Source organism: Fretibacterium sp. OH1220_COT-178, assembly GCF_003860125.1.
In the GTDB taxonomy this organism is placed as follows: domain Bacteria; phylum Synergistota; class Synergistia; order Synergistales; family Aminobacteriaceae; genus CAJPSE01.
The window spans coordinates 44,469-71,054 of sequence record NZ_RQYL01000011.1 but is presented as its reverse complement, the minus strand read 5'-3'; the positions used below and the strand labels follow the sequence as shown (position 1 = coordinate 71,054).

Below are 26,586 nucleotides of genomic sequence, written 5' to 3'. Positions count from 1 at the left end.
AGCGCCGTGGGGCCATTGGCCCTTTTCTTCCCCCCGGAGTTGCGCTAGTATGGTCAAAAGTCGCGGGAGGGGCTCGCCCCTCCCGAATCAGGAACGAGGATGATACCGATATGACAAGGTCGGACGAGAGATACGGAATCGGAGGCTTCGCCATCGGCGACGGAGGCCTGACGGTCCTGGCGGGGCCCTGCTCGCTGGAGAGCCTCGAGTTGGGGCTCGAGGTCGCAGAGACGATGAAGGCGCTCTGCAGCGCCCGCGGCCTGCCCTACGTCTTCAAGGCCTCCTTCGACAAGGCGAACCGCACCTCCATGCACTCCTGGCGGGGCCCCGGACTGGAGAAGGGCCTGGAGCAGCTCGCTGAGATCAAGAAAACGGTCGGCGTCCCCGTGGTGACGGACATCCACGAGAGCCATCAGGCCGAACCGGCGGGGCGCGTCGCCGACATCATCCAGATCCCGGCCTTCCTTTGCCGCCAGACCGACCTCCTCGTCGCGGCCGCCGCCACGGGAAGGATCGTCAACATCAAAAAGGCGCAGTTCCTGGCCCCCGAGGACATGGCCCATGCGGCCGCAAAGTGCCGCGAGGCCGGAAACGACCGCATCGTCCTGTGCGAGCGCGGCACGACGATGGGCTATCACCGCCTGGTGGTGGACATGGCCGGCCTCGTGACGATGCGGGCCCGGCGGGGACCGGGCCCTGGCCCTGCCCCTCGCCCGGGCCGCCGCCGCCGTAGGGATCGACGCGCTGTTCGTCGAGACCCATCCCAGCCCCGACGAAGCGAGGAGCGACGGCCCCAACATGATCCCCCTGAGCGAGATGGGCGACTTCCTGGATCAGGTCCTCGCCATCCACAACGCCCGCAACGCGGCGTCCGGAGGAGGGGTTCGATGAGCGCCATCCTGCCGTGCGAGCGGCCGGGCGAAAGCCTTTCGGACGAGGAACTGCTGCGCTCGGGCAGGGAGCTCGTCCGCATCGAGGCCGCCGAGCTGATGCGGGCGGCCGAACGGCTGGGCCCCGAACTGGTGCGGGCGGCCCGAGCCATCTGCGAGTGCGCGGGCCGCGTGGTGGTGGTCGGGCTGGGCAAGTCCGGACACATCGGCCGAAAGATCGCCGCGACCCTCGCGTCGCTGGGCACGCCCTCCTTTTTTCTTCACGCCGCGGAGGGGTCCCACGGGGACCTCGGCATGGTCCGGCGCGAGGACGTGGGGCTCTTCGTCAGCAACAGCGGGACGACCTCCGAACTGGTGGCGCTGCTGCCCCATTTTCGACGGCTCGGCGCGACGATGATCGCCGTTACCGGGGGGAGGAGCTCGCCCCTGGCGGCCCATTCGGACATCGTCATCGACTCCGGCGTGGAGTGCGAGGGGGACCCCCTCCAGCTCGCCCCGATGAGCAGCACGACCCTGCAGCTGGTCATCGGCGACGCCCTCGCGGCCATGGTGTCGCAGCTGCGCGGGCTGCGCCGGGAGGACTTCGCCCTGTTCCATCCGGGGGGTGCCCTCGGGCGCCGTCTGCTCACGCGGGTGCGCGACGTCATGGGGGGCCGGGACCAACTGCCCTCCGTGGAGCGCGGCGTTCCGGTCCGGGATGCGCTGTTCGCCATCACCAGCAAGAACTACGGGGCCACCTGCGTCGTGGACGAGGGGGGCGCCCTGATCGGCATCTTCACCGACGGGGACCTCCGGCGCCTGATGGAGAAGAGGGGCGTCGAGGCCTTCGAGGTCCCGATCGAGGAGGCGATGACCCGCAACCCCAAGACCATAGCCCCGGACAGCCTGGCGGCTGAGGCCGTGCGCCTCATGGAGCGCATGGAGATCAGCGTCATCGTCGCTGTGGAGGACGGCCGCCCCGTGGGCATGGTTCACATTCACGAGCTGCTGAAGGCCGGATTGGCGTAAGGAGACCGGCATGGAACTGCACGACATCTCTCCTGACTTCCTCGTCCACGAGCGGGAAGGGCAGCATTTCGACCGAAAGAGCGCGAGGATCAAGCCCAAGGATATCGCGAAGACGATCGCCGCATTCGCCAATGCCGAAGGGGGCATCCTGGCCGTAGGGATCGAGGACAACGGTGAGATCACCAGTTTTGATTACGATTCTGCCTGCGGCGTCGAGGAATTTCGCAACGCCCCTTATCAATTTTGCCAACCTCTGCCCAAGTTCAAAACTCGGGAGATCGAGGTGATCAACACCCGTGGAAAAAACGACGTCGTCCTGCTCCTCCAGGTAGAGACGAGAGCAGACGCGCTTATCCGCACCCTCGACGACAAAGTTTTCCTGCGAACTCAGGATCGGTGCCTCGCCCTGACTCACGACCAGATCGCAAAATTGGAATACGACAGGGGCCAGCGTGTCTTTGAGGACAGAGAGGTCCCCGACTCCTCCATGGAGGATGTCGATCCCGTCGTGATGAGCCGCTACCGGGAGGCGTTGGGAACGAGCGCCAGCGACAGACAGATTTTGGAATCCAGAGGTTTTCTGAAAAACGGCCATCTTACAAACGCCGGACTACTCCTCTTCTCGAAATATCCCGGAAAGTATCTTCCTCAGGCTCGATTGCGGTTCCTGCGTTACGACGGCGATCGGGCGAAGACGGGAGAACACATCAACATCATCAAGGAGCGGACCTTTGACGGCCCGATCCCCGCAATCATCGATCAAGCCCGCACCTTGATCAACGCACAACTGAGAGAATTTCAATTTCTGACGTCCGACGGAACTTTCAGGAGCGTCCCTGAATATCCCGAGTTCGCATGGCTGGAGGGCATGGTCAATGCCCTCACCCATCGCGACTATTCCTTTGCAGGCGATCATATCCGTATCGTCATGTACGACGACCGGCTTGAAATATTCAGCCCCGGCAAACTGCCGAACGTGGTCACCCTCGAAAACATGAGGACGACCCGATACGCGCGCAACCCCCGGATTGCCAGGGCCCTGACGGAACTGGGCTGGGTCAAGGAGCTCAACGAAGGGGTCAGACGCATTTACGACGAGATGCAGTCGTTTTTCCTGCACGATCCCATCTACACGGAGCCCGGCTACGCGGTACTGCTTACGCTGGAAAACAGCATCACCTCCAGGCACTTACGCTCTGCCGAAAAAATGGAGACGATGATTTCCCCCCACGTTCTGGATGCCCTCAACGAAACGGAGTTCAACATCCTGCGTCTGGTTTACGCCTGCGGCAGAACAACCCTCAAAGAAGCGCAGACCAGATCAGGAGCAACACGATACCGCTGCCGAAACGCCCTGCAGGCACTTGTGGATAAGGGACTCTTGGAACAACATGGGTCCGGGAAAAAAGACCCACAAAAATATTACACCCTGGGATCTTCCAGATAAGCCGTTTTGCTCCTTTGGAGAACATGGTGTCTGGGCCGAACAGTACCGGACAATATCGAACAGTATCCGGACGACACGGCAAGGATTTTTGCTCCGATTCCTTTGGACAGCCCGATTTGAGCTTCGAACAGTATCGAACAGTATCGAACAGTATCCGGACGACACGGCAAGGATTTTTGCCCCGATTCCTTTGGTTGAGCATGTTAAGCATCGAAAGGGGAATTTCAAAAGCCCTCCGTACCGATAATCAAAACAGGAGTGTCAGCGATGAACGGTAAAAAAATTCTGGGCGTCATCCCCGCCCGTTACGCGTCCACGCGCCTGCCCGGCAAGGTGCTGGCGGACCTCTGCGGCAAGCCCATGATCCAGCACGTCTACGAGCGGGCCCTTCGGGCGAAGTGCCTGGACGGGCTCGTCGTGGCGACGGACGACCGCCGTGTCCTGGACGCCGTGCGTGCCTTCGCGGGCGAGCGCGCCGCGGTCATCACCTCACGGGAGCACCCCAACGGATCGAGCCGGGCTGCGGAGGTTCTGGAGGGGCGCGAGGCCGACGCCGTGATCAACATCCAGGGCGACGAACCCCTGCTGAACCCCGCGATGATCGACGAGACGGCCGAGGCGCTGTTCTCCGCCGACGACGTGGTCTGTTCAACCCTGTGCCGCCCCCTGCACGGGGAGGCGCGGACGAACCCCAACGTGGTGAAGGTGGTGCTGGACCGCAACGGCGACGCGCTCTACTTCAGCCGCTCCCTCATCCCCTACCCGCGGAACACGCCCCGGGTCCCCGTCTACGAACACATCGGAATCTACGGCTACCGCGCCGGATTCTTGAGGCGCTACGTGGCGCTGCCGATGACGCCCCTGGCGGAGGCGGAGTCCCTGGAGCAGCTCAAGGTCCTGGAGAACGGCCACAAAATCCGCACGGCCGTCACGCGCTGCACCGACGCAGGCCCGAGTGTGGACACGCCGGAGGACCTTGAGGCCGTACGGAAGATCCTGAAGGGGGAGGAAGCGCCGCGATGACACCCGCTCGGGATGCGACGCTGGAGACCATCCACGTGGCGCTCGCGGTCTACGACCCGAAGGAGACGTATTCCCGCCACGCGGGCGTCGTCATGGCCTCCATTTTTGAGAACACCCGAAGCCCCGTATGCGTGCACATCCTGCACGACGAGACTTTGTCCGGCGACAATCGAGAAAAATTCAGACATACCGCGGCCGGATACGGACAGCAGGTCCACTTTGCGGATGCTGCCGCTTCCGTCAGCGAGATGGGCGAGGACGCCGCCCGACTGACCCGGATATTCTCCCTCGGCACACTTTTCAGGCTGGCCATCCCGCGCCTCATCCCGCTGCCCAAGGTTATATACCTGGATTGCGACGTCGTCGTCAATCTCGACCTCTCGGAGCTTTGGAATCTCTCCATGGAAGGAGCTCCTCTCGCCGGAGTCCCGGACAGGGAGATGCTCAGAAAGATGAACAAGGCTTTTTCGCGTTCCTCCATCGCGGCCACCTGGAATGGGTCACGATCCCAGGACGGCTACGTGAACGCCGGAGTGCTGGTCATGAACCTTGACCGGATACGCCGGGAGCACGACCTCGTCTCCGAAGCCGCCGCCTGGTTTCCCCGGTATTCCCACTGTGCGGAGTCGCCCGATCAGGATTTTCTGAACGCCCTCTTCCGGGGCCGCATCCTGCCCCTTCCGGAACGGTTCAATCGCTGCAGCCCCTATCGCGGAGACCCCTCTCGCTCCATCCTGCACGCATCCGCTCCTGTCAAGCCTTGGAACGGCCTACAGGGGCTTCCCGTCGAGCGGCTCTACTGGCGGTATCTGTTCAAAAGCCCCTGGGGAGGAGACGCCGACGAGCTGGTGGAGTCTCTTATCGACACGGCCCTCCGCTCACCCGGCACCCATTGGCACACCTCCCAGTGCTACCAAAAAATTGCGTTCCGCCTGGCGAGCGATCTGTCCGGTCCTTTCAGAAAAATCGCAGTGCTCCTAAAACTGCTTGCGCTGGAGGGAATGAAGCGTTGCAGCAAAAACACGGGGTCGGGAGGAAAAGCTCGATGAGCGTCACGGACGTCGAAAAACAGGACACCGTTCATGTCGTTTTGGCCGTCCACGACGATTCGGGAACCTACGCGCGTCATGCCGGCGTCGTCATGCTCTCTCTTTTCGAGCACACCGGGGTTCCCGTGTGCGTGCATATCCTGCACGACGAGACCCTGACCTCCGAAAACCGTCAAAAACTGCAGGCGATCGCCGCGAAGTACGACCAGCGAACGGACTTCATCGATGCCGGCAGCACTTCGGCAAAGCTCGGCGAAGAGGCCCTCGCCTTGGTCGCAAGCAGCTGGTCCATCGGTTCCCTGTTCCGTCTCTTGATCCCGGAGCTGCTTCCCTCCCTGGAAAAAGCGATCTACCTCGACTGCGACACCGTCGTCAACACGGACATCCAAAAGCTCTGGAACCAACCCCTCGACGACTGCAGCCTCGCCGGAGTTCCGGATCATTCGAAAAAAAAATCCAATCGGCGTCTCTCCCGCGAAACACTGAGGACCCGTTTGATCGGCTGCTCTCTGCCCACTTACGTCAACTCCGGAGTTTTGGTCATGCGGCTCGACCGCATCCGGGCAAAATACAACCTGGTACGAGAGGCGGTCCGCTGGTTTTCGGAAAACGCTTCCATGAGCACCCTGCCCGATCAGGATTTTCTGAACGCCCTCTTCCGCGGCGACATCAAGCTCATCGACAACAGGTTCAACAACCGCAACCTCGACGGCGACACGAAAGGCTCCATCATGCACGCCATCCGAGAGCCCAAGCCCTGGACGGGGCTGCGGGGGACCCCGCTCGAAAAACTTTACTGGAAGACGTACCTGAGAACCCCCTGGGGGGCTGAGCTGACGCCCGGGGAGACCGCCGAGCTCCTGATCGACCTGATGGGGGCCTCCCCGCAAAACCACCGCCATACCAGCCAATGCTATCGGAGGATCGGGGAACGGTTCCGTCGCGATGTCCTCTGCAACGACATTTTCTCGACCATCGGACTTTTGGTCAAGGAGGCCCTCCGCAGGCTCTCTCGCCGTCTGCGGCGCTCCGAGCCGGAGTCCGAAAAGGCCGGTGCGCGATGAATACGCCAATCAAACGGCTTTCCTCCCCCCTCCGCATCGCCTTTCTCCTCCGCGACGCCGGGGAGGGCGGCGCGGAACGTTCCTCGCTGCGGCTGGCCAACGGCCTGGCGCGCGAGGGGGCGGACGTGACCCTGCTTCTGCTGCGGTCACGCGGCCCCCTGCTGAATTCGATAGACCCCGCCGTCAGAACCGTCGATCTGCGGGGGGCGTTCCTGCGCCTGTTGATCGAGCTCCGCGCCCGCCCCGTGGATTTCCTCCTGCCCGTCTACACCTCCATGCGCGCCCTCCTGGCAAAACGCGTGCTGGGCGGACCTTTTCAGGTGGTCCTGTCGCAGCGCAACATGTTCACGATGGACCGCGGCCCCGTGCAGACGCGCCTGCGTTTTCTGCGCTGTCGACTGCTCTATCCCCTGGCCTCGGCCTGCGTCTGCATCTCCAGGGGCGTGGCCGACGAGATGAGGGCCCTGCGGCTTCTGCCGCAGGGCCGCATCCACGTCATCTACAACCCCGTGGTGACGGAGGCTCTCCTGGAACAGGCCCGGGCCCCGTTGCCGCACCCGTGGATGGCCCCGGGAGAGCCGCCCGTGGTCCTCGGCGCCGGGCGGCTCGGGGATCAGAAGGACTTCGCGACCCTCGTGCGCGCCTTCGCGCTGACGGCGCGGGAACGCCCCGACCTGCGGCTGGTCATCCTGGGGGAGGGCAGACAGCGCGGGATGCTGGAGCGCCTGATCGCCGACCTAGGCCTGTCCGGCCGTGCACTCCTGCCCGGCTACGATCCGAACCCCTACGCCTGGATGTCCCGTGCGGCGGTCTTCGCCCTCACCTCGCGCTTCGAGGGGTTCGGAAACGTCGTGGCCGAAGCCCTGGCCTGCGGCTGTAACGTCGTGGCGACCGACTGCCCCAGCGGGCCCGCCGAGATCCTGGACGACGGACGCTGTGGACGGCTGGCCCGCGTCGGGGACCCGGAGGATGTCGCTCGGGCGCTGGGAGAGGCCTTGTCGCATCCCATGCCGCCCCACGCGCTGCGCGAACGCGCCGCCTTCTTCTCCGAGGAACGGGCCACTGCCGCCTGGCTGGAGCTTCTGGAATCCCTGGCCTCCGACTCGAGGGGCCGATCCCGCGATCCCCGGGATTCCTGTTACAATGAATGCTGAGAACTCAAGGAAGGGGCGATCCCATATGGAAATCCTCAGACCGGCCGTCGCCGGGTCGCTCGAGTCGAGCGACGTTCAGGTCACGGTCGAGCCGGAGCGGGAGGGCATTTCGATCGATATCAGCAGCAGCGTGATGAGGCAGTACGGCAGGCAGATCAGAAACGTCGTGGCGGAGACCCTGGAGCGTCTGGAGGTCCGTTCGGCCAGGGTCACCCTTGTCGACAAGGGGGCGCTGGACTGCACGATCCGGGCCCGTGTGGAGTGCGCCGTCTTTCGCTCCTCCGGGCGGACCGAGGGCATACCCTGGGGAGGTGCGGTTCGGGAATGAACGCCAAAAAGAACCGGCTGCGGCGCACCATGATGTTCCTCAGCGCACAGCGCCCCAGCCTGATGAAGGACGCCTACATCTATCGTCCCGACTCCGTGATGTTCGACCTCGAGGACGCCGTCGCCGAGAATCAGAAGGACTCCGCGCGGTTCTCCCTGTACCACACGCTCCGGGCGGTGGACTACGGAGCCGTCGAGCGCGTCGTCCGCATCAACGGCCTGGACACGCCGCACTGGCGCGAGGACGTCCGGGTCTGTGTGGCCGGCGGGGCGGACGCCATCCGCATCGCCAAGTGCGAGTGCGCGCAGGACGTCAGGACGGTGGAGGCCGCCGTGGAGGAGGCGGAACGGGAGTTCGGGCGTACCCCGGGCGAGACCCTTTTGATGGGCGCGCTCGAGAGCCCGCGGGGCGTGCTGAACGCCCTGGAGATCTGCACGGCCTCGGAGCGTCTGTTCGGGATCGCCATCTCCGGCGGGGACTTCCGCAAGTGCATGCAGACCGCCTACCGTCCCGGCGGCATCGAGATGCTGGCCGCGCGAGGCCATATCCTGCTGGCCGCCCGGGCGGCGGGCGTCCAGTGCTTCGATACCGTCTTCACCGACCTCGACGACATGGAGGGCTTCCGCGCGGAGGTCCTCCAGAACAAGGAGATGGGCTTCGACGGGAAGTCCATCATCAGCCCCAGGCAGATCCGGGTGGTGCACGAAATTTTCGCGCCCACCGAGAAGGAGATCCGCCAGGCGGAGCGCATCGTGCGTGCCATCCGGGAGAACGCGGACAAGGGCGTGGGCGTCTTCACGCTCGACGGCAAGATGCTGGACATCGCCTTCCTGCCCGGGGCGGAGCGGACCCTGGCCCTGGCTCGGGCATCGGGCCTCTACGAGGGGGAATTGCAGCCATGATCAACGCCATCGGAAGGGACATTCCCGACGAACTGCTGGCGAACGGCCGAGAGGTCTTCAGGGGCAACAACCATCGGGACGGCAGGGAGTACGTCAGGCCCGGCCCCAGGGTCCGGGCCCACGTCCGACCGCAGGAGAGCAAGGTCGTCGAGAGCATCCGGGAGGCCATCGTCCGCTGCGGACTGAGGGACGGCATGACCGTATCCTTCCACCACCATTTCCGCGACGGCGACTACATCGTCAACAGCGTGATGAAGGAGATCGAGGCCCTGGGCATCCGCGGCATCACCATCGCGGCCTCCTCGCTGGGTTCGGCCCACGACCCCATCGCCCAAATGATCGAGGACGGCGTCGTCACCGGGCTTCAGACCAGCGGGATCCGTGGAAGGATGGGCGAGGCCGTCTCCGCCGGGAAGCTCCGGACCCCAGCGATCCTGCGTTCCCACGGCGGGCGCGTCCGGGCCATCGAGGAGGGGGAGCTGCACATCGATGTCGCCTTCATCGGAGCCCCGAGCTGCGACGAGTACGGCAACGCACGTGGCAAGGGAGGCAAATCGGACTGCGGCGTGCTGTCCTACGCCATGGCGGACGCGCGCTACGCGGACAAGGTCGTGGTCATCACCGACGCCCTGGTGCCCTTTCCCAACTTTCCTCCGAGCATCGAGGCCGTTGATGTGGACTGCGTGGTCGTCGTGGATGCGATCGGGGACCCCGCGAAAATCGCCTCTCAGGCGCTGCGGATGACCCAGGACCCGCGCGATCTGATGATGGCCGAGGCCTGTGCGCGCGTCATGGCCGCCACTCCCTGGTTCCGGGACGGATATTCCTTCCAGACGGGAGCCGGAGGCCCCTCCCTGGCGGTCAACCGCTTTCTGGAGCCCCTGATGGTCGAGCGGGGCATCACGATGCGCTGGGCCATCGGCGGCATCTCCCGTCCCACCGTGGACCTGCTGAACAAGGGCCTGATCCACACCGTCGTCGACGCGCAGGATTTCGACATCGCGGCGGTGAACTCGGTGCACGAGCACCCCCGGCATTTCGAGATCTCGACCTCGCAGTACGCCAACCCCATGAACAAGGGGGCCTTCGTCAACAAGCTGGACTTCGTCATTCTGGCGGCGCTGGAGATCGACACGGACTTCAACGTCAATGTGGTGACCGGCTCCGACGGTATCCTGCGCGGCGCGCCGGGCGGACACCCGGACGCCGCCGCAGGCGCGAAGTGCACGATCATCGTGACGCCGCTGGTCCGCGGGCGCATGCCCACGGTCTGCGAACGGGTCGTCACCGTCACCACCCCGGGCGAATCCGTGGACGTCCTGGTCACCGACTACGGCATCGCGGTCAACCCCGCGCGGCAGGATATCTCCGCCGCCCTCGAGGCCGCCCGGATCCCCACGACGACGATCGGGGCGCTGAAGGACCGGGCCTACGCCATCGTCGGCACGCCCGACCCGCTGGAGTTCGAGGACCGCGTCGTGGCGATCATGGAGGCGCGCGACGGGACGCTGCTGGACGTGGTGCGGCAGATCAAGCCGCTGCAACAGCCTGGCGGTTCGAACTAATGATGCACGACCTCTGAGGCCGACCGTATCCTGCGGACGGCCTCCCTTCCCCTTTCGGTGAAGAAGTAGTCGTAGGTGGCGGGGGGGACGAGGGGCCGAACGGCCTCGACGTCCCCCTCCTTGATCCGGCGCCGCACCTCCGAGGCGCTGACGGCACGCCCATCCCGTTCCAGGCGGGGCACGACGACGAGCTCGATGCCCGCATTCGGCAGTCCCAGCGCCATGACCTCGTTGTAAAGCCGGGTCACGCGGCTGAAGGGCTCCTCCCCCACATAGCGGCGCGTCACCCCCAGCACGGAGGCGATCCTTTCGAACAAAGCCGCGTCCAACCGAGCCTGTGCCGTGACGGCCGCATCCTCGTCCTCCAGAAAATAGGAGGGGAACACGGCCTGTGAGATCATGTACCCCTCCGTGCGGTGCAAAGCCACGTTGCCGAGGCCGTCGCAACCCGCCTTGACCAACGCGAAGCGGTCCTCGAAAGGGACGAGGGAAACGTCGTCCGAGACCACGAAGAGATGCACCGAATCGTTCTCCGCGGCTGCGCGCTCGACCAGGAAACGGTGCCCCAGCGTGAAGGGATTGGCGTTCATCACCAGGGCCGCGCTCCGGCCCGGCCGCGCGGAACCCGAGAGGTCCCGGAGAAATTTTTCGAAGCCGTCCCTGCGGTTCTCCATGAGCGAGATTCCGTCCCGTCGGACCACCTCGTAAAACCCCAGTCCGGAAAGGAAGGGCGTACGGTCGGACCGAGTGTGGAGGAAGAGCCTCGGTCGGTCCTGTTCCATCAGCAGCTCGACGAGGTGCGACACGATCCGGCCCAACAGCCCCTCGCCCCGTCGGGCGCCGTCCACCGCCAGGCAGCGCAACGTATCGGCGAAGCACGAGCCGGTCGCGACCAGCCGGTCCTCCTCGTCGTACAGCCCCACGGTGTAGTCGAGGTGACGGTCGCGTCGGATTCCCTCCCGTTCCAGTAGCGCCTCCCACTCCGCACGGGCCCGGTCGTCGCCGGGCCGGATCTCGGAAAGCCGTCCGCCGTCCATGATTCTCCCCCCTTCCGGCGTTCTCCTCTCCGCGGCCCGAAAAACGAGCCGCGGAGAGAAAAGGGCTCAGGCCCCTTGCCCCGTCATCAGCGCGAAGCAGAGCCGCGCCGTGTCCTCGAGGTTCCTGACCGTGATGCGCTCGGACGTGGTGTGGACCTTGTCCATCCCCGTGCCCAGGACGACCGCCTTGACCCCGCTCAGGTTCATCACGTTCGCGTCGCTGCCCCCGCCGCTCGCCGCGGTCGTCGCGGAAACGCCGATTCGGGCGCACGCGTCCTTCACCTCGCGGACCAGCTCGTCGTCCTCCGAAAAGCCGTACGCAAGGTAGGCGGTCTCTATCTCGCACTCGAGCGTCGCACCGTGCCGGGCGCACGCATCCTCCAGGCACCTCTTCATGTGCTCGGTCTGAGCCTTCAGCTTTTCCGTATCGCGGCTGCGCACCTCGCCGACCAGCTTCGCCCGCTCCGGGACGATGTTCGTCGCGTACTCGGAGACGAAGCTGCCGAAGTTCGCCGTCGTCTCCTCGTCGATGCGCAGCAGCTTCATCGCCGCGATGGCCTCGGACGCAACCTGGATGGCGCTGATCCCCTGCTCCGGCGCGATCCCCGCGTGGGCGGTCCTTCCGATGACGGTGGCCAGAAACTTGTTCTGCCCCGGGGCGGACGTGATGATCTTGCCCGCGTCGCCGCTGCTGTCCAGCACGACGGCCCGTTTCGCCGAGAGCTTGCCGAAGTCGGCGTGCTTCGCGCCCCTCAGGCCAATCTCCTCGCAGATCGTGAAGAGCACCTCGATCGTGCGGTGGGGAACTTTTTTCTCCGTGACCGTCCTCAGGGCCTCCATGATGCCGGAGACGCCCGACTTGTCGTCGCCGCCCAGAATGGTGTCGCCGCTGCTGCGCACGACGCCGTCCTCGACGACCGGCTTCACCCCGTTGCCGGGCTTCACCGTGTCGAGGTGCGCGGAGAAGAGCATCGGCTCCATGTCCAGCCCCCCCTCGAGGCGGGCGTAGACGTTGCCGCCGTTAGAGCCGACCGCGCTGCCGGAATCGTCGAACCAGACCTCCGCGCCGAGGGCCCGCAGATCCTCGCTGACCCGCTCCATCATCGCACGCTCGTTCAGCGACTCGCTGTCGATCTGCACATAGCTCAAAAACGTGTCCAAAAGCCTTTTCTTATCGATCATAACCGTCATATCCTCCTTCAGTCGTTCCATAAGCCCTCAAAAGGCCGCAGGATCCGGCGCATCTATTCTCACATCCCGCCCGGCTTCCGGACAAATATATTTTCCCCGGTGGCCGCATCGCCGACTCACCGCCAAAGGGCCTCCCCTTCGTCCAGACGTCGTTTGAAAAGCTCCATCGTCCTCTCGAAGGGAGCCGGGCTCGTCAGATCGACCCCGGCCCGTCTCAAAGTCTCGAGCGGCCACTCGGCGGATCCGCTCCTCAGAAAGGCCAGATAGCGCTCGCGCGCGGGCTCTCCCTCCGTCAGCAGGGCTTCGGAGAGGGCACAGGCGGCGGTTATTCCCGTCACGTACTTGTAGACGTAGAACGCCCTGTAAAAGTGCGGGATTCGCGCCCACTCCATCTTGAGGGGCTCGTCGACGACCATCTCCGGGCCGTAGTAGTCCTCGTTCAGCTCGCCCCACACCCGGCAGAAGTACTCCGGCGTCAGGGCCCCTCCCCCCTCGGCGCGCGCGTGGACGGTGCGCTCGAACTCGGCGAAGAGCGCCTGCCGGAAGAACGTCGCCCGAATCATGTCATAGAAATAGGTCAGAAGCCATTTTTTCTCCTCGGCCGAGGCGCTCCTCCTGAGCAGATATTCCAGCAGCAGCATCTCGTTCGTGGTGGAGGCCACCTCCGCCAGCAGGATGGGATAATCGGCGTAGACCTGGGGCTGGGTGCGGCGGGAGTACCACGAATGCAGGGAGTGGCCCATCTCGTGCGCAATGGTGAACACGTCGCGGAGCGTCCCGTTGTAGTTCAGCAGCACATAGGGCCGGGTTCCGTAGCTTCCCCACGAATACGCGCCCTTCCGCTTGCCCTGGTTCTCGTACACGTCCACCCACCGCTCCTCGAAGCCTTTTTTAAGGGTGCTCACGTACTCCTCGCCCAGGGGCGCCAGAGCCTCGACGACCATCCTGCAGGCATCCTCATAAGGAATGTCGGCGAGCGGCTCCTCGGTCAGGGGGACGTTGAGGTCGTAGGCGTGCAGCGCATCGAGTTTCAGCACCGACCGACGCAGCCGCTCGTAGCGTTTCATCAGCGGGGAGTGTTTTCGAGCCGTATCGACCACGTTGTCGTAGACGGACACCGGGACGTCGTCCCCGAACAGGGCGGCCTGGAGGCTGTTTTCGTAGCGCCGCGCCCGCGCGTAGAACAGGTCCCCCTTCACGGACCCCGCATAAAGTGCGCCGATGGCGTTGCGGAAGCCGCCGTAGGTGTCGTGGATGCCCTCGAAGGCCGCCTTGCGCACCTCGCGGTTCCGGGAGCGGCTGAGCCTGTAGTAGCGCTCCTCCGTCAACTCGACCTCGGTACCGTCCTCGCCGCGGACCTTCGGGAACTTCATGTCCGCATTCGTCAGGAGAGAAAAGGCTCCGGCGGGCGTGGAGGCCATCTCGCGCGAACGCGCCAGGAGCTCCTCCCCGGCCGCGGAGAGCACGTGCGGCTTCTCCCGAAGCAGTCGTTCGAAGAAAAAGGCGTACTGCTTCAGGGCCTCATCCCCGGCGACCCAGCGGCGCAGTTCCTCCTCGTCCAGGGCCAGCACCTCCGGCACGAAAAAGGAGCAGGCCGCTCCGAACCGGACGGAGAGGCTCTCCGCGCGCCCCTTCAGTTCCTGATGGCGCCCCACGCGCAGATCCTCGTCCCCCTTCATGTGGGCGAAGACGAAGAGCCGCTCCAGCTCGAACTCCACCGCCTCCCTCTCCCTGAGGAAGGCGAGCAGCGACGGGGCGTCCTTCAGCTTTCCCGCCCAGGCGGAGAGGGCGTCCACCCTCGGGGAGAGCGCGGCGAACGCGGCCTCCCAGTCGTCGAGCGTCGGGTAGATGGCCTCGAGATCCCAGCGGTACCTCTCCGGGACCGACGCGCGCTCGGGCACGGCCCCGACCTCCGAGGCCGCGCCCCTCCCCGAACAGCAGAAAAGGCCGCAGAACGCGGCCAGCACCCCCAGCGATACGGCAGAACATTTCATGAACCTTCCTCCGTTTCCATCAAGACGGCCTCCACGGCCGCAGGCATCGATCATCCCCATTCTAACGCAGAAGCCGCCGCACGCGTCTCGGCGACATTCGCTATTTGACAAACAACGGGATAGGAATATAATAAAGGTAAATAGACTCCTATTTACTTAATACCATATCGAGGGGGAATGTGCATGTTCTGTTATCAGTGCGAGCAGACCGCGAGGGGGACGGGATGCAATGTCGTCGGAGTGTGCGGGAAGTCCGCGGAGGTCTCGGACCTTCAGGATCTCCTGGTCCACGCCGCAAAGGGAATTGCGATGTACGCGCACCGTGCGCGCGGGCTCGGATCGGTCGACCGGGAGATCGATCGGTTCGTGGTCGAGGCGCTCTTCACGACCGTCACGAACGTCAACTTCGACAACCTCCGCATGGCCGAGATGATCGCCCGGGCCAGTTCCGCGCGCAGGAGCGCGAAACGGCTCTACGAGGAGGCCTGCGCGCGGGTGGGCACGAAGCCCGAGGTTCTCTCCGGCCCTGCGGTGGACGAGCTGCCGGAAAGCATGGCCGACATGGTCGTCGCGGGCGGGCGCTACACCCCCCTGAGCTGGGCGGAGAGACGGGGGGATGTCGTTCAGGGGCTCTACGATCTGGTTTTGCTCGGCCTGAAGGGCAGCGCGGCGTACGCCCACCACGCCCTCGTGCTGGGCTACGAGGACGAGGGCATCTACGGGTTCTTCCACGAAAAGCTCGACGCCCTGAGCCGCGAGGCGATGACCGTGGAGGAGCTGACGGCACACGTTCTGGACGCGGGCAAGTGGAACATAGACGTCATGAACCTTCTGGACAGGGCCAACACCGAGGTGTACGGACACCCCGAGCCGACGCCGGTCCGCATCCACCCGCTGAAGGGCAAGGCCATCCTGGTCTCCGGCCACGATCTGCGCGACCTGGATCTGCTGCTCCAGCAGACGGAGGGCAAGGGCATCAACATCTACACCCACGGCGAGATGCTGCCCTGCCACGGATACCCGCGGCTCAAGAAGTATCCGCACCTGGCGGGCAACTACGGCGGAGCCTGGCAGGACCAGCAGAAGGAGTTCGCGGCCTTCCCCGGCGCCATCCTGATGACCACCAACTGCATCCAGAAGCCCACCAGCTATACGGACCGCATCTTCACCACGGGGCTGGTGGCCTTCCCCGGAGTGCGCCACATCGACGACAAGAAGGACTTCACGCCGGTCATCGAGGCCGCCCTGGCCGCGCCGGGCTTCGAGGCCGACGGCGACGACAAGCGGATCCTCGTGGGCTTCGGCCACAACACCGTGCTGAACGCCGCGGGCAAGGTCGTCGAGCTGGTCAAGGCCGGAAAGATCCGGCACTTTTTCCTGGTCGGCGGCTGCGACGGCGCCAAGAGCGGTCGCAACTACTACACGGACTTCGCCACACAGGCGCCCCGGGACACCGTGATCCTGACCCTGGCGTGCGGAAAGTTCCGCTTCAACAAGCTGGACTTCGGGGACATCGACGGGCTGCCCCGCCTGCTGGACGTCGGGCAGTGCAACGACGCCGCGTCGGCCATCAAGATCGCCGCGGCGCTGGCCGAGGCCTTCGGCACCGACGTCAACGGCCTGCCCCTGTCTCTGGTGCTCTCCTGGTACGAGCAGAAGGCCGTCTGCATCCTGCTCTCCCTGCTCTTTCTGGGAATCAAAAACATCCGGCTCGGGCCCTCGCTGCCTGCATTCGTCAAGCCGCCCGTGCTGGAGTTCCTGCAGAAGGCCTTCAACATCCAGCCCATCACGACCCCCGAGGCCGACCTCAAGGCCATTCTGGGATAACCGCGCTGCAAACCGGGGCCCCCGGAGAACCTCTCCGGGGGCCCTTCGTGCCTCATGCCTCCTGCGCCTTCACGACCAGCGCGTCCGCCGCCACGGCCCCCTTGCCCTCCTCCAGGACGAACACGGGATTGATGTCCAGCTCCAGCAGCCCCGTCTCGGTGACCGCCAGCTGCGAGACCCGGCTGACGATCCGGGCCAGGGCCCGGATATCCCTCGGCCGGCTGCCCCGGGTCCCGGAGAGGAACGAGTAGCCCTTGATCTGGCGGATCATGTCGAGCGCCTCGTCCTCGTCGACGGCCCCGTGCCTCAGGGACACGTCGCCCAGCACCTCGACGTAGATTCCGCCGAGGCCCACCGCGATCATCGGCCCGAACACGGGATCCCGCTTCACGCCGACGATGCACTCGAACCCTCCCCGCACCATCTCGGAGACCAGAAAACCCTGGACTCCCCGGTCCCCGACATGCTCCGCCAAATGACTCCGCACGGTCTTGAGCGCGCTTCGGAGCTCCTCGAAGGACCGCACGTCCAGTGCCACGATCCCCGCCTCCGTCTTGTGCAGCACGGAGGCCGCCATCCCCTTGAGCGCCACGGGGAAACCCAGCTCCTCGGCCGCGTCGCACGCCTCCTCCAGGTTCAGGCAAAGGCGCTCGCGCGTCACGGGAATGCCGTACCGGGAGAGGAACACCTTGGCGTCGTACTCGGTCATGCTCTCCTCCCAGTCCGGAAGGATCGGCTCGCTCGCGTCGAAACGGGGCGCCAGAGGAGGCTCGAAGGTCCCCCACCGCTTGAGGGCCTTCATGGCGCGGGCGCACTGACGGAAGCTCTGAAAGATGGGGATCCCGGCCCCCTTCAGCCGTTCGATGAAGCGGCCTCCATGTTGATGGTCGATCATCCAGACGGCCGCCTGGGGCTTCGGGCTGCGGCCGTAGCTCTCGATCATGATGTCCGTCATGACGTCGCCCGCGCGCCCCACGATCATCGACAGGGACGTCACGACCGAGTCCAGCTCCGCGTCCTCCTGCACCGCGTCGAAGACGCTGCGGAAGTTCTCCGGCTGCTCGGAGATCTGGACCGTCATGTCCACGGGGTTGCGGGACGCCCCGAAGGGCGGAATGGCCGCCTCGATGCGCGTCCTCGTCAGAGGCGAGAACTCCGGGACGGAGAGCCCCACGTCGTTCAGGCAATCGGCCATGACGATGCCGGCCCCTCCGGAGGTGGTCAGGATCGCGGAGCTGCCGCCCTTCATGCGTTTCTCCGCCCCCAGCACCTGGCCGATGCCGATGATGTCGTCGATATCCTCCATCGGGATGACCCCGTACTGCGAGAACACCGCCGACCAGACCCGCTCGTCCCCCGTCAGTGCCGCCGTATGGCTCTTGGCCGCCTCCCGGGCCGAGGGCGACCGTCCAGCCTTCAGGACCGCAACGGCGATGCCGCGTTCGCGGGCCCTCCGCACCAGGCGCAGGAAGCCCGCCCCGTCCTCCAGCCCTTCCAGATAGAGCATCAGCAGGCGCACCTCGGGGTCCTCCAGCACGTAGTCCGCACACTCCACGGCATCGAGGTCCGACTGGTTGCCGGTGGTGACGACGTAGCGGAACCGCACGCCGTGCTCCATCCCCACGCCGAAGGACGAGAACCCGAACGCTCCGCTCTGGGACACGAGCGCAACGTGTCCCGTTACCGGGCGCGGCGCCTCGTAGAGGGCGCCCGAAAACGTGAGGGGAATCCCCTCCGCCAGGTTCACCAGTCCCTGGCAGTTCGGCCCCAGGACCCGGATGCCCCCCTCGCGTGCGATGGCGGACACCTCCTCCTGAAGCGCATTGTTGCCCGTCTCGGAAAAACCCGAGGAGTAGATCAGGACGAAGGGAACCTGCTTGTCGGCACAGGCCCGCATCACGCCGGGGATCAGGTTGGCCCTGACGCTGAGGATCGCGAGATCCAGGGGACCTTCGATCTCCGCGATGTCCCGGTGCACGGGCAGGCCTGCGACGGCGTCGGCCTTCGGGTTGACCGGGTGTATCGCTCCCCGGTAGCCGAAGGCCTGCAAATAGCGGAGCGTCCGTCCCGTCAGGCGTTCCGGGTCGGACGAGGCGCCGACGATGGCGACGCTTTGAGGGGCGAAGAGCTTTCTCAGAGGGTGGGACAGCAAGGCTGCATTCGACTCGGTCATGTTCGTGAATCCTCCCGTTCCATTCGACTGCGGTCCCGGAGAACCGCGAAGGGCCGCCCTCGCGAGAGGACGGCCCCGAATGACGGAGGACACGGCCTTCGGCCCCCGCACGACGGGTTGCCGAAAGACGCACTCCACATACCGGCCCGAATCCACGCGGGGGGCGTGTGCTCCTCCGGAAGGCCGGTCTCCTGGCTCGCTCCTTTTTCCGGCCCCCTTCCCGGGAGGACGACGCCCCCAGTGGGTGCGGCCGGTATTTCCGAGCTTACAGTGGCGGGTCCGCGCCGGTCTCTCACCGGACTTCCCGAACACCTTCCGAGGCTGTTTTGTCTACACGAAAACTATACGGCAAAAACCGGGAATGTCAAACGGGCGCGGCATCTCCACAGTCACGGGCCGACTCCCGGGGAAGAAGAAATGTCCCTCTCGCACAGGCCACAGCTCCCACTCCAAGCGCCCTTCAATCGTGCGCCTCAGGACTCAGGATCCATGGAAGGCCTTGAGATACAGCTCCTTGATCTCGCTCATCAAGGGATATCTCGGGTTCGCGGGGGTACATTGGTCGTTGAACGCGTTCTCCACCATATCGTCCAGCGTTCTCATAAAATCTGCCTCTGCGATACCGTATTCTTTGATGGTCCGCTTGATGCCTACCTTTTCCTTCAGGGCAGCGACACTCCCGACGAATTTCTCGAAGATCTCGTCCTCATTTCCGCCCGTGATGCCAACGAACCTGGCCACTTCACAATACCGGCTCTTGGCCTTGGGATAAGGATATTGGGGGAACGTGCCCATCTTTGCCGGTGCCTCGTTCGCGTTGTAGCGCATGACGTGTTCGATCAACAAGGCGTTGGCTATGCCGTGGGGCAGGTGATGGTAGGCGCCCAACTTGTGTGCCATGGAGTGGCAGACGCCCAGAAAAGCATTCGCAAAAGCCATGCCGGCAAGTGTCGAAGCGTTGCCCATTTTTTCCCTCGCAAAGGGGTCCTGGGCCCCCTTCTCGTACGCTCTGGGGAGATACTCGAAGATGAGCCGGGTCGCCGTCAGGGCCATGCCGTCGGTGAAGTCCGTGGCCATAATGGAGACGTAGGCCTCCAGGGCATGGGTCAGCGCGTCGATGCCGGAAGCGCTCGTCAACCCTTTGGGCTGATTCATCATGTTGTCGGCATCGATGATCGCCATGTTGGGCAACAGCTCGTAATCGGCGATGGGCCATTTCGTCCCCGTGTCCGCATCCGTGATGATCGCGAACGGCGTTACCTCGGACCCCGTCCCGGACGAGGTCGGTATGGCGACCATCATCGCCTTGAGCCCCATCTCGGGGAAGGTGTATACCCTTTTGCGTATGTCCATGAAGTCCATCGCCAGGTCCTCGAAGTTGCATTCCGGATGTTCGTACATCACCCACATGATCTTGGCGGCGTCCATGGAGGAGCCTCCGCCAAGAGCGATGATGACGTCGGGTCCAAAGGCCGTCAGGGCCTGCACTCCCTTCCTTGCACATTGGATGGTGGGATCGGGCGTCACCTCAAAGAAGCACTCGTGGCTGATGCCGAGCTGATCCAGTTTGTCGGTTATGGGTTTCGTATATCCGTTCGAGAACAAAAAGGTGTCCGTGACGATAAACGCCTTCTTCTTTCCATAGACGTTCTTCAACTCGTCCAGGGCGACGGGCAGGCATCCCTTTTTGAAATAGACCTTCTGGGGCGCTCTGAACCACAGCATATTTTCTCTCCTTTCGGCAACCGTTTTGATGTTCAGCAGATGCTTGATCCCCACGTTTTCGGACACGGAGTTGCCTCCGTAGGAACCGCATCCCAAAGTCAGCGAAGGAGTGAGCTTGAAGTTGTAGAGATCGCCGATTCCCCCCTGCGACGAGGGCGTATTCACCAATATCCGGCAGGTCTTCATGCGGCTCGCAAAGCGTTCCAGCTTCTCGGTCTCCAGGGGGTTGATGTAGAGGGATGCCGTATGGCCGTAACCGCCGTCCTTGACCAGCTTGTCCGCCATGTCCAAAGCGGTGTCGAAGTTCTCGGCCTTGTACAACGCCAGGACGGGGGACAGCTTTTCGTGGGCAAACGGCTCCGACGGGTCGACCGAGGTCACCTCTCCGATCAGAATTTTCGTCTCCTCCGGCACGCTGATCCCCGCTATTTCAGCTATCTTGCAAGCGGGCTGCCCGACGATCTTCGGCGAGACCGTCCCCGCCTCGGTCAGAAGGATTTTCCCCACCTTTTCGCGTTCGTCGTCCCGAAGCAGGTAACACCCCCGTTTGACGAATTCCTGCCGCACGGCGTCGTAAATATCGGCCATCGCGGTTACCGATTGTTCCGAAGAACAGATCATCCCATTGTCGAACGTCTTGGAGTGGATGACCGAATAAACCGCGGTGGGGATATCGCACGAGCTGTCCATGACGACCGGATCGTTTCCGGGCCCCACGCCAATGGCCGGCTTGCCCGACGAGTAGGCGGCCCTGACCATGCCGGGGCCGCCCGTCGCCAAAATGACGTCGGCCGACCGCATCAATTCGTTCGACAATTCGATGGAGGGCTCTTCAATCCAATCGATGATCCCCTCGGGCGCCCCAGCCTTGACGGCCGCCTCCAGCACGATCTTCGCCGCCGCAATGGTGCACGCCTTGGCTCGGGGGTGCGGGCTCAGCAAGATGGCGTTTCTCGTCTTCAGGCAGATCAGGCACTTGAAAATCGCCGTGGAGGTAGGATTCGTCGTGGGGACGACGGCCCCGACCACGCCTACCGGCTCGGCGATCCTTTTCACGCCATAAGCCGCATCGTGCTCGATGACGCCACACGTTTTCACTCTCTTGTAGGCGTTATAGATATACTCCGCCGCATAGTGATTTTTGATCACCTTGTCCTCCACGACGCCCATGCCGGTCTCCTCGCACGCGAGTTTTGCCAAAGGAATCCGTTCCTTGTTCGCCGCCATAGCCGACTCGAAAAAAATACGATCGACCTGCTCCTGCGTATAAGAAGCAAATTTCTCCTGCGCCTTCCTCATGGCGGCAATCTTTGCCTGCAACTCCTCCACGCTGTTGACGGATTCCGCAACTACAGGCTCTGATTTCTTGGACATAGCCATTCTCCTTTCACGATGAAGCTCTTTTGACACCGCACCATAGACGACCTCGAACATTGGACCGACTCTGTATTCATACCGCCAAACAAAGGCAAAGCAAACAACAGTCCGTGCATGGCTTGGCTGCAGGACAACGGAGTTCCCTGCATCACGAGCGCTGGCATGGATGGCTTCAAAAAGAGACTCGACAAAGGCCGTCCCAAAGGAGCGTTCACAGGAACGCAGGAGCGATTTCCCGGGCGGGAGGCCTGCCGGAGATATCTCAAAGAACTCGTCAAAACGACCGCTTTGTCCCCAGGTGCTCCGTCTCGTCGGCCGACGAGCTGCAGGTTTCCGGCTCAGCCATAAGTGCAACTTCTCCATTCACAACGGTTGCGACGCACGCTTGACGCCCCCTGCAGTGGAGCGCGAAACGCATAACAAAGGAGAAGAGGAGAATCGAGGTCAAGAGAAAGCAGAAGCTCAAACGCTCCATTACAAGCGGAAGGCCGGCAAGCACTCAGCGAACCCCAAAGGGCCGACCATCTGCTCATGTTGGCAGGACAAGGCGAAACCGGTCCTCGTGGGGACCTGTTCGCGGCTGCCAGCGGCCGACTTCATACAGGCATTACGCCCGGCAGGACGACGGGAAGGAGTTTCAGGGAAAACCGGACCATCACGCTTTTGCGATTCTGTGCCCAAGCAAGGAAATTCGACAACGCACGTACCCAGGCACCCCAAAAACAAAAAGCCAAAGCGGAACGATTCATTTGCTCCCGGATGAAGATGGAGGGGGGTACAGCCCGTCCCTTCCTCTGAACCTCCAGCGGAAAGGACACGGAGGATTTCGATTCAACGAAACATCACGCTCAGTCTTTGCCTCAGCGCATCAACTGCTGCAGCCGGATCGAGCCGCACCAATCCCACGGAGAATCCGACACCAAGAAAAAGTTTGACCTCGCTTCTTTGCTGCAACGGACAAACGGTGCTCACCTTTCTTGCACAACAACCCGCGCATGACTTCGTTGTCGCTAAATTGTGCCATACTTATTTTTTTTGTCAATCTTTATTGTTAAGGTTAAGTTTGTCGTTGTCAGTGATGATTGCAGCTACGCCATAAGCGAGAAAGCAAATCTTCGATTTGGGGCTTCATCAAACTTTCGGTCCACCCTATAAATGGTCAGTGAAAAGGTCCCCCCGCACGAAATATCGGCATGGAGCGGGAGCGAGCGGCATTGTCGCAAAAAGATATCAAACGCATCGAGGTCTTGGAGCTGTCGGTCAGTAGAATGATGACCAATCAGGAGGCTGAGGGGTCCTCAAAGCTCTGTCGGAGGCAGATCTCAGGCTCGGGAAAAAGGACCTGGATCGGGGCAAAACGGGCATCGTTCACGGGAACAGAGGCAGACATCCCACACACGAGACAGGAGAACACATCCGCCTCAAAGTGCTCCGCCTCCGCCGGGAAAAGCATCACGACTTCAACTTCTCCCATTTCACCGACGGTCTGAAGGAGGTCGAAGAGATGGACATCAGCCGTTCAAGTGCCGCACGCATGCTCACAGCCGCGGAGAGGGTCGACTGGATTTTCTCTTCGCCAACCCTAACCGGCAGATGCACAAGACGGACTGCGGCGGAAGCATTTCCTGCAGAGGCCGAACCGGACGACGCGAAGAAAGAGAACAAGGGCGAAGCTCGTGAAAGCTCACAAGCCCGCCCCTGCCCCCCTGGAGATGCGGTTTCAATAAAAACAGACAACGTGCCAGTCAACGTCAAAACACGGAGAGGACTTTTCCCTGCACATTTGGGGAGGAGTTTTTCTCCGGCCATTGACACATCCCCCCAGAAAAAACACGCCATGTTCGACGAAAAAGGTTTTTGTGCGTTTCCTCCAGGTGCCGTTATTTCCTTGCAAAATGGATCGTTCGATCGTACCCCTCGGGCAGGTACCGGTAGGTCAGGATGTAGAGGGCGCTGCTGAGACGGTTCAGCACTTTGACGATATCCGGGCGCTCCATCCCCTCATCCGTTTCGAAGGCCCGGCAGGCGCAGAGCTCCACCTCCCGAACCAGCGTACGCAGCACGTTGAGCTCCGCGGCCCATCGGCCCATGTCCGGGTGAGGGAGAATGTGCCCCAGTCCATAGGAACGCTCCGGAAAGTGCGACCGCTCGTGGATCTCCTCGTCCGTCAGCCCCCACAACGAGAGCTCGGAACAGGGGATGTCCCGCACCTCGCAGGCCAGAAGTTCCCCCACCTTTTCCCGGAGCTCCTCGAGGTCCCCTTCCAGCTGGGCGCACCCCGCCTCGCGGGCCAGCACCTGTACACGGATGATCGCAGCATTCAGGCTGTCGAGCCGACCGCGCAGCTCGATGCGCGGATGCGTCTTGCCGACGACCGCGGCACCCAGCAGATGGGTCGTATGCTCCTGCTTTTGTCCTGCCATAGGCGTTTCCCCCTAATGGCAGCCGCAGGAGCAGCCCCCGCAGTTCCCGCCGCATCCCTTGGCCCCCTTGAGGGAGGCCCCCTCCACCAGAATCAGCGTCCTGCCCCGGCATTCGGGGCACCGAAGCGACAAGTGCCCCTCCTCCTGATCGAAGACGTGCGAACAGGACGCACACCGGAAGACTCGCTTTGCAGACATCTTGACCCCCTCCTCCAAGCTATCGGCCCGAACAGCGGCCGCAAGTCGCACCTACGACAGGCAACGCCCGCCTCAGGAATCCTGCCCCCCGTCCACCTTGCCGTCCGCCGCGAAAAAGCGCGGCAACACCTCCGGCAGGGCCTCGAAGGCATATTCGCCGACGACCCGCCCCTCCCGGAACAGCACCGCACCGGAAGGCGTCCCGGCGATCCCCAGCCGGGCGTGCTTCGCCTCCTTGGGGCCGTTGACCTCACAGCCCATGACGGCCACGCTCGTCCCGTCGGGCAGCCCTTCGAGCATCGGCTCGATGAGCGCCACGAGGCGCATGACGTCCGCGCGCCTGCGGCCGCAGGTCGGGCAGGAGATCAGGTTGACGCCCCGGGAACGCAGGGAGAGCGCCTTCAGGATCTCGTAGCCCACCCGAACCTCGCGTTCCGGCTCGTCGGTCAGGGAGACGCGCAGCGTATCTCCGATCCCCTGACTCAGCAGTGCCGAGATCCCGGCCGTGCTCTTGACGATCCCTCCGTCCCCGGGCCCCGCCTCCGTCAGACCGATGTGCAGAGGAAAACCGGGAAAGGCCCGGGCGATCAGAACGTTGGCCCGCACCATCTCGGAAACGGACGAGGACTTTGCCGAGAGGATGATGTCCTCGAAGCCGTTCTCCAGCAGAAGCTCGGCCTGCTCCCTGACCGCCAGAAAGAGCGCGGCGGCCCGGTCGCCCTCCGCCTCGTCGAGCTGACGGCCCGAAAGAGAACCCCCGTTGGCGCCGATCCGGATCACGACCCCGGCGTCCTTCGCGGCCCGGATCATCTCGTTCAGCCGCCCCAGGGGCATGTTTCCGGGGTTGATCCGTATGCTGCGGCACCCCGCGGCCATCGCGGCCAGGGCCAGGGCGGGATCGAAATGGATGTCCGCCATCAGGGGAAGTTCGGTCCGGGGCAGGAGCCATGCCAGGCCACCCGCATCCTCCGCCCTCGGCAGGGCCACGCGGGCCAGTTCGCATCCCGACCTCAGGAGGCTCTCGCACTGAGCGAGACAGGCCGCGCGGTCCGAGAGGGGCGTCTTGAGCATGCTCTCCACACGAACCGGCGCCCCCCCCCCGACGGAAAGGGGCCCGATACGAACCTGGCGCTTCATCGCGCCCAGAAGAGGTTGTAAACGTCCTGCCAGGTGATGAAGATCATCAGGGCGATGAGCAGGGCGAACCCCGTCATGTGGATCCAGTTCTCAACCCGCTCCGGCAGCCGCCGGCGGAACACCATCTCCAGCAGCACGAAGACGATGCGCCCCCCGTCCAGGGCCGGGATGGGAAAGAGGTTGAGGAGGCCCAGATTCAGGCTGATCAGCGCCAAAAAGGTCACGAAGCTCCAGGGCCCCTCGCGCAGAGCGCGGCCGGACATCGAGGCGATGCCGATGGGCCCCGTCACGTCGACCTCCTGGCGCTGCGCCACCCAGTCCCAGACCCCCTTGAGCATGAGCTTCGTCATCCCCCAGGTGTACCCCACCGCGTTCCGCAGGGCGCGGCCGGGGGCGTAGCGCTCGAGCGCCGGGGTAACCCCCAGCATGGGGTGCCCGTACTCCGCATTGTCGGGAATGGGCGTCGTCACGGTCAGCGTCCGATCGGCGCGCTGGACCTCGATGGTGACGTCCCCCTTCGCCGCGGCGTCGCGCAATGCGGCCGACATCTCGCGCCAATGCCCGACGGGCCTGCCGTTGACCGCTACGATGCGGTCCCCGGCCTCGAGCCCGGCGCGCTGCGCCGGGAAGCCCTCCATCAGGGTCCCGATCTTCGTGTCCTCCATGTTCATGACGCCGTGCCCGCAGAGAAAGACCGCCGTCAGCAGGAACGCCAGCAGAACGTTGAAGAGGGAGCCGTTCAGGAGGATGAAGAAGCGCTTCCAGGCGGGCTGCTCGTTGAACCCCATGCCCGGGAGCACGGTCTCCTCGCCGGACTCCTCCCCCATGCCGGCCAGACGGCAGAAACCGCCGACCGGAAAAAGCCGCCAGGACCAAAGCATCCGGGACCGGCCCTTCCGCTCGATCTGTTTGATCGCCGGCCCCATGCCGAAGGCGAACTCGTGCACCTGCACGCCCAGAAGGCGCGCCGTGATGTAGTGCCCGAACTCGTGAATCAGCACGCAGATGGCGATGACGATGATGAACGCAACCACACTTGTCAACATCCAAGTCCTCCCGATATTTTACGATTCG

General features: G+C 63.8%; 19 protein-coding genes and 1 riboswitch. Of the genes, 10 read left to right on the top strand and 9 right to left on the bottom strand.

Going from position 1 to position 26,586, the window contains the following annotated elements:
* Positions 1 to 110 precede the first annotated feature (110 nt).
* The 9 genes from kdsA to citF all read left to right on the top strand — a co-directional run bounded on the left by kdsA (position 111) and on the right by citF (position 10,430).
* A complete protein-coding gene (gene kdsA, locus EII26_RS13680) occupies positions 111 to 1,898 on the top strand; it encodes a 3-deoxy-8-phosphooctulonate synthase (RefSeq protein ID WP_446718754.1) in 1,788 nt (595 codons plus the stop codon).
* 10 nt (positions 1,899 to 1,908) lie between these two features.
* Positions 1,909 to 3,345, top strand: coding sequence for an ATP-binding protein (locus EII26_RS06070; RefSeq protein ID WP_124888257.1), 1,437 nt, complete (start codon positions 1,909 to 1,911; stop codon positions 3,343 to 3,345).
* A 267-nt stretch (positions 3,346 to 3,612) separates the two neighbouring features.
* Positions 3,613 to 4,368, top strand: coding sequence for a 3-deoxy-manno-octulosonate cytidylyltransferase (kdsB, locus tag EII26_RS06065; protein WP_124888256.1), 756 nt, complete (start codon positions 3,613 to 3,615; stop codon positions 4,366 to 4,368).
* The gene (locus tag EII26_RS06060) at positions 4,365 to 5,417 is read left to right on the top strand and encodes a glycosyltransferase family 8 protein (RefSeq protein WP_124888255.1); all 1,053 of its coding nucleotides are present in this window, start codon (positions 4,365 to 4,367) and stop codon (positions 5,415 to 5,417) included. Before kdsB ends, EII26_RS06060 begins: the two co-directional genes overlap by 4 nt.
* Positions 5,414 to 6,481 (top strand): glycosyltransferase family 8 protein, encoded by a 1,068-nt coding sequence (locus EII26_RS06055; protein ID WP_124888254.1) that lies wholly within the window; start codon positions 5,414 to 5,416, stop codon positions 6,479 to 6,481. The genes EII26_RS06060 and EII26_RS06055 overlap by 4 nt, the downstream gene beginning before the upstream one ends.
* Entirely contained in the window at positions 6,478 to 7,635 is a 1,158-nt protein-coding gene (locus tag EII26_RS06050; RefSeq protein ID WP_158612181.1) for a glycosyltransferase, read from the top strand. The genes EII26_RS06055 and EII26_RS06050 overlap by 4 nt, the downstream gene beginning before the upstream one ends.
* A 25-nt stretch (positions 7,636 to 7,660) precedes the next feature.
* The gene (citD, locus tag EII26_RS06045; RefSeq protein ID WP_124888252.1) at positions 7,661 to 7,963 is read left to right on the top strand and encodes a citrate lyase acyl carrier protein; all 303 of its coding nucleotides are present in this window, start codon (positions 7,661 to 7,663) and stop codon (positions 7,961 to 7,963) included.
* Positions 7,960 to 8,865 (top strand): aldolase/citrate lyase family protein, encoded by a 906-nt coding sequence (locus EII26_RS06040; RefSeq protein WP_124888251.1) that lies wholly within the window; start codon positions 7,960 to 7,962, stop codon positions 8,863 to 8,865. The genes citD and EII26_RS06040 overlap by 4 nt, the downstream gene beginning before the upstream one ends.
* Positions 8,862 to 10,430 (top strand): citrate lyase subunit alpha, encoded by a 1,569-nt coding sequence (gene citF / locus EII26_RS06035; protein ID WP_124888250.1) that lies wholly within the window; start codon positions 8,862 to 8,864, stop codon positions 10,428 to 10,430. Before EII26_RS06040 ends, citF begins: the two co-directional genes overlap by 4 nt.
* On the opposite strand, the gene citC is transcribed toward citF, so the two are convergent.
* From citC to pepF, 3 genes are all read right to left on the bottom strand, one after another.
* On the bottom strand, positions 10,427 to 11,467 hold the full coding sequence (citC, locus tag EII26_RS06030; RefSeq protein WP_124888249.1) for a [citrate (pro-3S)-lyase] ligase: 1,041 nt from the start codon (positions 11,465 to 11,467) through the stop codon (positions 10,427 to 10,429). The genes citF and citC overlap by 4 nt on opposite strands.
* 66 nt (positions 11,468 to 11,533) lie before the next feature.
* Complete coding sequence (locus tag EII26_RS06025; protein WP_233572631.1) at positions 11,534 to 12,679, bottom strand: M20/M25/M40 family metallo-hydrolase; 1,146 nt, start codon at positions 12,677 to 12,679, stop codon at positions 11,534 to 11,536.
* Positions 12,680 to 12,774: 95 nt separating this feature from the next.
* Positions 12,775 to 14,652, bottom strand: a complete 1,878-nt coding sequence (pepF, locus tag EII26_RS06020; protein ID WP_233572630.1) for an oligoendopeptidase F — start codon at positions 14,650 to 14,652, stop codon at positions 12,775 to 12,777.
* Positions 14,653 to 14,835: 183 nt separating this feature from the next.
* On the opposite strand from pepF, the gene hcp reads away from it, so the two are divergent.
* Complete coding sequence (gene hcp, locus EII26_RS06015; protein ID WP_124888246.1) at positions 14,836 to 16,479, top strand: hydroxylamine reductase; 1,644 nt, start codon at positions 14,836 to 14,838, stop codon at positions 16,477 to 16,479.
* A 52-nt stretch (positions 16,480 to 16,531) separates the two neighbouring features.
* On the opposite strand, the gene EII26_RS06010 is transcribed toward hcp, so the two are convergent.
* The 6 genes from EII26_RS06010 to rseP all read right to left on the bottom strand — a co-directional run bounded on the left by EII26_RS06010 (position 16,532) and on the right by rseP (position 26,558).
* The gene (locus EII26_RS06010; protein WP_124888245.1) at positions 16,532 to 18,652 is read right to left on the bottom strand and encodes an acetate--CoA ligase family protein; all 2,121 of its coding nucleotides are present in this window, start codon (positions 18,650 to 18,652) and stop codon (positions 16,532 to 16,534) included.
* Between the two features lie 164 nt (positions 18,653 to 18,816).
* Positions 18,817 to 18,983, bottom strand: a riboswitch (cobalamin riboswitch).
* A 149-nt stretch (positions 18,984 to 19,132) separates the two neighbouring features.
* Entirely contained in the window at positions 19,133 to 21,751 is a 2,619-nt protein-coding gene (gene adhE / locus EII26_RS06005) for a bifunctional acetaldehyde-CoA/alcohol dehydrogenase (RefSeq protein WP_124888244.1), read from the bottom strand.
* 1,883 nt (positions 21,752 to 23,634) lie between these two features.
* A complete protein-coding gene (locus tag EII26_RS06000; protein ID WP_124888243.1) occupies positions 23,635 to 24,177 on the bottom strand; it encodes a hypothetical protein in 543 nt (180 codons plus the stop codon).
* Positions 24,178 to 24,189: 12 nt separating this feature from the next.
* Entirely contained in the window at positions 24,190 to 24,375 is a 186-nt protein-coding gene (locus EII26_RS05995) for a hypothetical protein (RefSeq protein ID WP_124888242.1), read from the bottom strand.
* Positions 24,376 to 24,447: 72 nt separating this feature from the next.
* Entirely contained in the window at positions 24,448 to 25,512 is a 1,065-nt protein-coding gene (gene ispG, locus EII26_RS05990) for a flavodoxin-dependent (E)-4-hydroxy-3-methylbut-2-enyl-diphosphate synthase (RefSeq protein ID WP_124888241.1), read from the bottom strand.
* Positions 25,509 to 26,558 carry an RIP metalloprotease RseP gene (gene rseP, locus EII26_RS05985; RefSeq protein ID WP_124888240.1) on the bottom strand — a complete coding sequence of 350 codons (1,050 nt, stop codon included), beginning with the start codon at positions 26,556 to 26,558 and terminating at the stop codon, positions 25,509 to 25,511. Before rseP ends, ispG begins: the two co-directional genes overlap by 4 nt.
* Positions 26,559 to 26,586: the final 28 nt, after the last annotated feature.

Coding starts and splice junctions, on each gene's coding strand:
- kdsA (WP_446718754.1), top strand. CDS start 111: ATGACAAGGTCGGACGAGAGATACGGAATCGGAGGCTTCGCCATCGGC.
- EII26_RS06070 (WP_124888257.1), top strand. CDS start 1,909: ATGGAACTGCACGACATCTCTCCTGACTTCCTCGTCCACGAGCGGGAA.
- kdsB (WP_124888256.1), top strand. CDS start 3,613: ATGAACGGTAAAAAAATTCTGGGCGTCATCCCCGCCCGTTACGCGTCC.
- EII26_RS06060 (WP_124888255.1), top strand. CDS start 4,365: ATGACACCCGCTCGGGATGCGACGCTGGAGACCATCCACGTGGCGCTC.
- EII26_RS06055 (WP_124888254.1), top strand. CDS start 5,414: ATGAGCGTCACGGACGTCGAAAAACAGGACACCGTTCATGTCGTTTTG.
- EII26_RS06050 (WP_158612181.1), top strand. CDS start 6,478: ATGAATACGCCAATCAAACGGCTTTCCTCCCCCCTCCGCATCGCCTTT.
- citD (WP_124888252.1), top strand. CDS start 7,661: ATGGAAATCCTCAGACCGGCCGTCGCCGGGTCGCTCGAGTCGAGCGAC.
- EII26_RS06040 (WP_124888251.1), top strand. CDS start 7,960: ATGAACGCCAAAAAGAACCGGCTGCGGCGCACCATGATGTTCCTCAGC.
- citF (WP_124888250.1), top strand. CDS start 8,862: ATGATCAACGCCATCGGAAGGGACATTCCCGACGAACTGCTGGCGAAC.
- citC (WP_124888249.1), bottom strand. CDS start 11,467: ATGGACGGCGGACGGCTTTCCGAGATCCGGCCCGGCGACGACCGGGCC.
- EII26_RS06025 (WP_233572631.1), bottom strand. CDS start 12,679: ATGGAACGACTGAAGGAGGATATGACGGTTATGATCGATAAGAAAAGG.
- pepF (WP_233572630.1), bottom strand. CDS start 14,652: ATGAAATGTTCTGCCGTATCGCTGGGGGTGCTGGCCGCGTTCTGCGGC.
- hcp (WP_124888246.1), top strand. CDS start 14,836: ATGTTCTGTTATCAGTGCGAGCAGACCGCGAGGGGGACGGGATGCAAT.
- EII26_RS06010 (WP_124888245.1), bottom strand. CDS start 18,652: ATGACCGAGTCGAATGCAGCCTTGCTGTCCCACCCTCTGAGAAAGCTC.
- adhE (WP_124888244.1), bottom strand. CDS start 21,751: ATGTCCAAGAAATCAGAGCCTGTAGTTGCGGAATCCGTCAACAGCGTG.
- EII26_RS06000 (WP_124888243.1), bottom strand. CDS start 24,177: ATGGCAGGACAAAAGCAGGAGCATACGACCCATCTGCTGGGTGCCGCG.
- EII26_RS05995 (WP_124888242.1), bottom strand. CDS start 24,375: ATGTCTGCAAAGCGAGTCTTCCGGTGTGCGTCCTGTTCGCACGTCTTC.
- ispG (WP_124888241.1), bottom strand. CDS start 25,512: ATGAAGCGCCAGGTTCGTATCGGGCCCCTTTCCGTCGGGGGGGGGGCG.
- rseP (WP_124888240.1), bottom strand. CDS start 26,558: ATGTTGACAAGTGTGGTTGCGTTCATCATCGTCATCGCCATCTGCGTG.